6 protein-coding genes and 2 rRNA genes are annotated in these 7395 nt (G+C 39.0%); all 8 read left to right on the top strand.

Annotated features, from left to right (window positions below; translation table 11 throughout):
- A 23S ribosomal RNA gene (locus SD31_RS17680) occupies positions 1-736 on the top strand; the annotation flags it as partial.
- A 110-nt stretch (positions 737-846) separates the two neighbouring features.
- A 5S ribosomal RNA gene (gene rrf / locus SD31_RS13670) occupies positions 847-958 on the top strand.
- A 733-nt stretch (positions 959-1691) separates the two neighbouring features.
- Positions 1692-1817, top strand: a complete 126-nt coding sequence (locus SD31_RS20410; protein ID WP_262506651.1) for a hypothetical protein — start codon at positions 1692-1694, stop codon at positions 1815-1817.
- Positions 1818-1829: 12 nt separating this feature from the next.
- Positions 1830-2684: a TonB-dependent receptor plug domain-containing protein gene (locus tag SD31_RS13665; RefSeq protein WP_039054533.1), complete on the top strand. Its 855-nt coding sequence runs from the start codon at positions 1830-1832 to the stop codon at positions 2682-2684.
- A gap of 159 nt (positions 2685-2843) precedes the next feature.
- The gene (locus tag SD31_RS13660; RefSeq protein ID WP_039054532.1) at positions 2844-3359 is read left to right on the top strand and encodes a hypothetical protein; all 516 of its coding nucleotides are present in this window, start codon (positions 2844-2846) and stop codon (positions 3357-3359) included.
- 35 nt (positions 3360-3394) lie between these two features.
- Entirely contained in the window at positions 3395-4870 is a 1476-nt protein-coding gene (locus SD31_RS13655; protein ID WP_039054531.1) for a S10 family peptidase, read from the top strand.
- Between the two features lie 308 nt (positions 4871-5178).
- Positions 5179-7167, top strand: coding sequence for a tetratricopeptide repeat protein (locus tag SD31_RS13650; protein WP_156138376.1), 1989 nt, complete (start codon positions 5179-5181; stop codon positions 7165-7167).
- Between the two features lie 13 nt (positions 7168-7180).
- The coding region (locus SD31_RS13645; RefSeq protein ID WP_039054529.1) for a hypothetical protein at positions 7181-7395 on the top strand (215 nt) is incomplete at its 3' end.

Here is a 7395-nt window from a genome sequence, read left to right as displayed (position 1 = left end):
GGCCRGGATTCGTGGATACGACGTTGAAATACCGCCCTTTCTGTATTCGGTTTCTAACTTGCTGAATAGCGAGGACATTGTTTGGTGGGTAGTTTGACTGGGGTGGTCGCCTCCAAAAAGGTAACGGAGGCTTTCAAAGGTAAGCTCAGTACGCTTGGTAACCGTACGCGGAGTGCAATGGCAAAAGCTTGCTTGACTGTGAGGCCTACAAGCCGAGCAGGGTCGAAAGACGGACATAGTGATCCGGTGGTTCTGAATGGAAGGGCCATCGCTCAAAGGATAAAAGGTACTCTGGGGATAACAGGCTGATCTCCCCCAAGAGCTCATATCGACGGGGAGGTTTGGCACCTCGATGTCGGCTCGTCACATCCTGGGGCTGGAGAAGGTCCCAAGGGTTGGGCTGTTCGCCCATTAAAGTGGCACGCGAGCTGGGTTCAGAACGTCGCGAGACAGTTCGGTCCCTATCTGTTGTGGGCGCAGGAAGTTTGAGTGGATCTGTCCTTAGTACGAGAGGACCGGGATGGACTGACCTCTAGTGAACCAGTTATGCCGCCAGGTGTACGGCTGGGTAGCTACGTCGGGAATAGATAAGCGCTGAAAGCATCTAAGTGCGAAACTAGCCACAAGATGAGACTTCCCTATAGGGTCGTTGGAGATTACGACGTTGATAGGCTACAGGTGTAAAGGTAGAGATACCAAAGCCGAGTAGTACTAATCGCCCGAGACTTTCAAGGCATAAGATACGCTGTTGTCTTAATCGGAAACTTTTCTTTCTTTCAATACAATGTCAATGTAAGTAAGCTTACAATTAAGTAGGTTGTGATACAAAAAAGAGATTAAAGACCTTAAGGTGCCTATATCGGCGGTGATCACCTCTTCCCATTCCGAACAGAGAAGTTAAGCCCGCCAGAGCCGATGGTACTGCCGTAACAGGTGGGAGAGTAGGTCGGTGCCTACCCTTATTAAACAAAGAAAAGCCTTATCCATATCGATAAGGCTTTTTTGTTTTACAACACTTCCTAAATATATCCCATTATTTCCCTGCTTAACATATAATGATCTTCATTTAGATACGTTAACACATAAAAAAGTTTTATATGTTAACGTAAATTATCCAAGTATTGATATATTTTATTGATTTTCAGAAATTATTGTTCAAGTTTATTAATTTAAATTAGCTTATTCACACAAGCCAATTAAACTTAAATTAATACTAACTGATAGAAATTCTTTTGTAAAAGAATTTTGACTTAAACTTAAATTCTATGAAGCCCTTCTTCTTCACTCTACCTCCATAAGAAGCATTTTAATGTTGTTTTGAACATTATTTTGTTTACTAACCATTTAAGATTATGAAACCTAAATTAAAACTCAATCCACAAACATTGCATCGGACTGTTGGGGTTTGGGGTAACCCCTTCTACATGTCTTGCTTACTTGTCGCAACTTCTGTCTTAACAAATATTTCTTTTGCGACTACAAAATCAATCTCTTCCACTAATACTAGCCTACAAGTTTTGCAAAAAAGAGTTATCAAAGGAGTCATCAGAAGTAAAGGACGTCGGAGAACCAGGATTGTTGAAGTGAGACAGTCTTATAAGTATTGAAAGGTACAAACTTGGGGACAAAAGTCAAGATAAGTGAGGGGATGTTCCGAATGGGAAGTGTCTAGTAATGTTAATGTACTAGTTGTGAGTCATTTGTCTTATCACACTCAGGAAATTATCATTCCGACTTCTGGGGAGCTAAATATTGAGCTGCTTCCTTTGGAAGAAGTGCTAGAGGAAGTTGTTGTGACATCTTTTGGTATTCAGTGAGATCGTAAAACCTTGGGATATGGAGTTAGCGAAGTTAAGGGAGAAGAATTAAGTAAAGCGCCTACGACCGATGTGACTAATGCTTTGGCAGGGCGTCTAGCTGGTGTACAGGTTAGTGGAGCAGGAGGTGGTTTTGCCGGTTCTAACATTACCATTCGTGGGTTTTCTACTTTTACCGGATCGAATCAACCATTATATGTCGTAGATGGTATTCCATTGGATAATTCTGGCGGTAGTAATAGTGTTAATACCGGCGTCGTTAATTCGAGTCGTATTTCTGACATCAATCCGCAAGACATTGAGTCGATAAGTGTGTTAAAGGGTGCTGCCGCTACCGTATTATATGGTTCTAGAGCTGCCTCTGGTGTAATTTTGATAACCACTAAAAAGGCTAAGAAGGGTAGTAGGAATCAAATTTCGTTTGGAACTAATACGGCTGTTGGAGTCATATCACGTATGCCTGAGTTTCAGAATGAATATTCACAAGGAAGCAATGGTGTCTACAACAATTCTGTGACAGGGTCTTGGGGTGAACGAATTGTTGGTCAGACTGTAACAAATTGGTTTGGTGAGCAAGAGCAGCTAAAAGCTTACCCTAATAATATTAAAGATTTGTTGCGTCATTCGATTAATACTGTAAACGATATTAGCTTCTCGGGATCGAGTGATAAGTTTGATTATCGTGTATCATATGGATACACTATGGAGACAGGACTTCTTCCTAATAATAAATTATCAAGAAATAATATTTCGGCCAATGTTTCTACGCAATTGACCGATAAATTTAAGATAGGAACCTCGTTTTCATATGTAAATAATAACTCTAAGCGTACGCAAGGAGGTAATCAAGGGGCAAACCCATTATAGAGGGGTATTTATACTCCTCGATCCTATGATTTGACCAATTTGCCTTACGAGGATGCTGATGGAAATCAGTTGTGGTTTGCAGCAGAAGATCATCCTCGATAGTCCTTAGAAAATGTAAGGTATAATAGCGAAGTAAACCGCTTTTATGGTAACATTAATATGAAATATGACCTCTTATCTTGGTTGACTGCAGACTTGAAGATAGGCGCGGATGTTTTTGGTATGATGAGTAAAGGTTTTGACAATAAGGGTATCAGAAGTAATGGTAATACAAGTTCAGCTGGAGCTGGGGGCTTGGATGACAGAAGCACGCTAATGAAAAACATCAACTCATACCTTACTGTTACTGCCAACAAATCCCTTTCTGAAAGTTGGAATTTAATAGCGACACTCGGTAATGAAGTAATTTCTAATTATAGGAATGCTTTGCAAACTACTGCTTTAGGAATCGTTCTTCCTGATTTTGATAATCAAAGTAATTTTTTGACATTTAATACTACTGGAACTATTACACAAAATAGAGTAATAGGTTTCTTTGGTGATTTTGTGTTGGACTACAAATCGTTCCTATCTTTAAACATTAAAGCAAGAAATGATTATTCATCCACGTTATCAAAAGGGAATCGTTCTATGTGTTTTGGGATACCCGCCAATAAGGTTTTTAGCATACAATAATAGAGTATAATTACTAAATCCAATTACTAAACATTATGAAAAAGATTCTTTTAATAATTACCACATTAATGGTGGCTATAACCACATATGCACAGCGTGTTCCTTATGCCGATAGTACTGTTACGACCAAGCATCAGTTGAACACATTTAGCGGTCAAAAATTGTCTTATACCGCACGCACAGGAACCCAACCTGTGTGGGATGAGCAAGGAAAACCTATTGCTGCAGTTCATTATACGTATTATACTAGGGATGATGTCACCAATAGAGATAAGCGCCCTCTTGTTATCTCCTTTAACGGAGGGCCGGGGTCGGGATCTGTTTGGATGCATTTGGCTTACACAGGACCACGTTTATTGAATATTGACGATGAAGGTTATCCATTACAACCTTATGGAGTGAAAGAAAATCCATATTCAATCCTTGATGTAGCAGATATTGTATATATCAATCCAGTAAACACTGGTTATTCCCGTATTCTGGATGAAAAGGTGGACAGAAAGCTGTTTTTTGGTACGAATGCAGATATTAAATACTTGGCGGAGTGGATAAATACTTTTGTAACTCGCAATAATCGATGGGCTTCGCCGAAATACTTAATAGGAGAAAGTTATGGAACCACACGTGTATCAGGTTTAGCATTAGAATTGCAGAACGCTCAATGGATGTATCTCAACGGGGTAATCTTAGTTTCTCCTACAGATTTGGGACTGAAGCGTGAGGGACCTGTAGAGCAAGCAAATCGTTGGCCATATTATGCGGCTACAGCTTGGTATCACAAACGTTTGCCGGCAGATTTACAGAATAGAGATTTGGAAGAATTATTGCCTGAGGTAGAAAAATTTGCATTGAATGAATTGTTGCCTGCTATTGCCAAAGGCTATAGTATCAGCAAAGAAGAGCAGGATGCTATAGTGAAAAAGATGGCACGTTATTCGGGCTTATCGGAGACGGTGATAAAACAAAATAATCTGGATATTCCTACGTCTTTATTTTGGAAAGAATTATTGAGGGACCAAGGATATACTGTGGGACGCCTTGACTCACGGTACTTAGGATTGGATCGTCGTGATGGAGGAGAAAAACCAGATTTTAACTCGGAATTGACTTCATGGCTGCATTCTTTCACTCCGGCAATAAACTATTATTACACGAATGAATTGAAATATAAAACGGATGTAAAGTACAACATGTTTGGTCCAGTACATCCATGGGATAGATCAAATGACAATACTGGGCTTAACTTACGTCAAGCTATGGCTGCCAATCCATTTTTACATGTGATGGTTCAAATGGGATATTATGACGGAGCTTGTGATTATTTTAACGCGAAATATAATATGTGGCAAATGGATCCTTCCGGAAAATTGGCTGATCGTATAGATTTTAAGGGGTATAGAAGTGGACATATGATGTATTTGCGAAAAGAGGATTTGATTAAGGCAAATAATGATATTCGTGATTTTATTAAGAAAACAATTCCTGCCCCGGATAAACCTGCTAAATATTAAAAATATGTGAAATATTCCCAACCCTGTTATGCAGGGTTGGGGCAATTAATCCTAGGTCTATGAGGGTTCTTTTCTTTTTCATCGGATATTTTAGTGTTATATGTATTTCTTGGGCCCAAGATTTGGTCAATAATACTAATGCAGTTTATAAATATTTACAAGAGGAAAGAAAAAGGCTTGTAAACGATTTATCCCTTCAGCCGAATCAGTCGTACGCTTTACTGTCTCGGTTGCTAGATATAGGGTCGTGGAATACAGTTCAAGAACAATTGGATTCAAGTTCGTCTTTAACAGCTCTTGAAAAAACATTGCTACAGGTTAAGCTTAAATGGTTAAATAATGATTTCCATGCTTGTCAGGAATTATTGGAAGCTCTTCCTGACGCAGATAAGTCACGGAAGGAAGTAGAATGTTGGAAAGCGATGTTAGATATCGAAGCATGGAAGTTGGAGGAAGCAGAAGTTGCAACGAAAAGGCTGCTTAGGCTATACCCACTAGATATAGAAGTTAGTTTAATCCTTGGAAGGTCGCTTTTATTACAAAAAAAATATCAGGAAGCATTAGTATTGTCAACTACGTTGATTTCAAAATACCCAAATCACGCCGCCGGTTATTTCTTAAAGGCTGATATATGTTTTTGGGATCAAAACCCTAAAGAAGCAGAAGAATCTTTGATTAAAGGACTTCAAATAGAACCATTACATGCGGATGCACGTTTTTATTATGGATATGCCATCTGGCGTAGGATAGATGCAACACAATTAAATGATATGGTCAATCAATGGGAGCTAGCTTTGGCTTTGAACCCGTTGCATTTCCAAACACATTGGCATCTTGGAAATGGTCATACTAATCAGACCTTTGCAGATTATGTAGACAAAGACGAAAAAGAAATCCGAGCAGCCTTGGAGAGAGCGGATGATTTGTTTACAAAGAATCAGATAGACTCGGTATTTGATGTGATAGCGAAAGTGAAGGTTGAGTATCCACAATCGGTCCTCCCAGATATGCATAAAGCTTCTTTATTGTATGGAGATTTTGATGCATTCGACCGAAAGAAAAGACTGGATAAAGCAGAGCAAATCTTTATAAAAATTCTTGAACAAAAGAAACATTATGGGCCTGCACACAATGGCTTATCTGCTGTCATAAAATCTAAACGAATTCCTTTCTTAAAAACATATGAAAGTATTATACAAAAGATAAAGAATCCGGAAATTGACAATCTTTCTGACTTTTTGGAAATTTTTCCTGATGTGGGTTATTATCCTGGAAATGTAGCTAAAGGTATGGTTTGGAATCAGCTCTACACATCGGTGGTGTATTTTCCGTTTTTGGCTAAGCAACATCGTTCGTTTGTGATTCCTCCACTGCATAAGGATTTGGCTATTGCCATGAGAGCTCCCTATTTTAGGTTTAATACTACCTTTGATAATCGTCAATGGATGGATATAAGAGGAGTGGGGTCCGGTGCAGCTGCAATCGAATATGTAGAACGTGGTGCGTTTGAAGAGCGTAATGTACTTCTTCACGAGTATGTGCATCTGTTTCACGGCCAAGTATTGACTGACGAGCAAAATCGGAAAATCAAGGCGCTGTATTATAACGCCATGGAAAAAGGATTGACATTAGATTATTATTCACAGAATAATGAGTCTGAGTATTTTGCTCAGACCTATCCTGCTTATTTTGAAAAGGTAAAAGTACATCCTTTGGATTTTAAGTCTATGAATACTCTGTCGGATTTGTCTACAAAAGATCCCGAGATGTATGCTTTCTTAGACCAATTGATTCGTCAAGAACAAGCTTATTTGGCTGGTGATAAAAAGGCAATGGCTTCCAACTGGGCACAAGTGTATCTTAATTTGGCTAATAATGCTTTAAAGGCTTCTATAGCGGATTCTTATAGATATTTGGATACTGCATTGATGTATGACCCGAATTATTTGCCTGTACATTTAGCCTATGCAAAAAATAATATTGTGGAGAAAAAATTCGAAGAAGCTAAAGAAAGGTTGCACAGAGCCAAAGCAATTAATTCCTCTTATGCACCTATATATGTGGTGGAGGGTGATTGGTTGGTAGCTTCTGCTCCGGATAAGCTGGAAGAGCAAGCTAAATTATATAGAAAGGCTTATGAATTGGAGAAGGACTATATGATTAAAGCTCAGAACAATATAGCCCTCCGTAATTTTTATTATCAACGTGGTTATTTAGCCGAGGCCATAGCCGTTGCAGAAGAGTATGCCCACAACGGATCTTCAATTTCTACTTATCTGAGGGATACGGAAAAATGATGCTAAGGCATTTGTGGCATGGCAAAAGGGGCTGTTCGGTGATAAGCTAAAGGTGGAAGAGTTAGCCAATTTGGTGGCTCAAAAACCGTTCAATTACAATCTTAGAATACAGTATATTGAAGTATTAATAGCTCAGAGAAATTATCAAGAAGCTTTGAAAAATATCAACGAGGTATATCGAAATTTGCAGGCCACCCAAATACAACGCCCAGAGTTTGAGTTATTATA

It is taken from the genome of Sphingobacterium sp. T2, from assembly GCF_000814685.1.
In the GTDB taxonomy this organism is placed as follows: domain Bacteria; phylum Bacteroidota; class Bacteroidia; order Sphingobacteriales; family Sphingobacteriaceae; genus Sphingobacterium; species Sphingobacterium thermophilum.
Note: the sequence above shows the minus strand (reverse complement) of the source record. Positions and strands in the feature narration are given on the sequence as shown.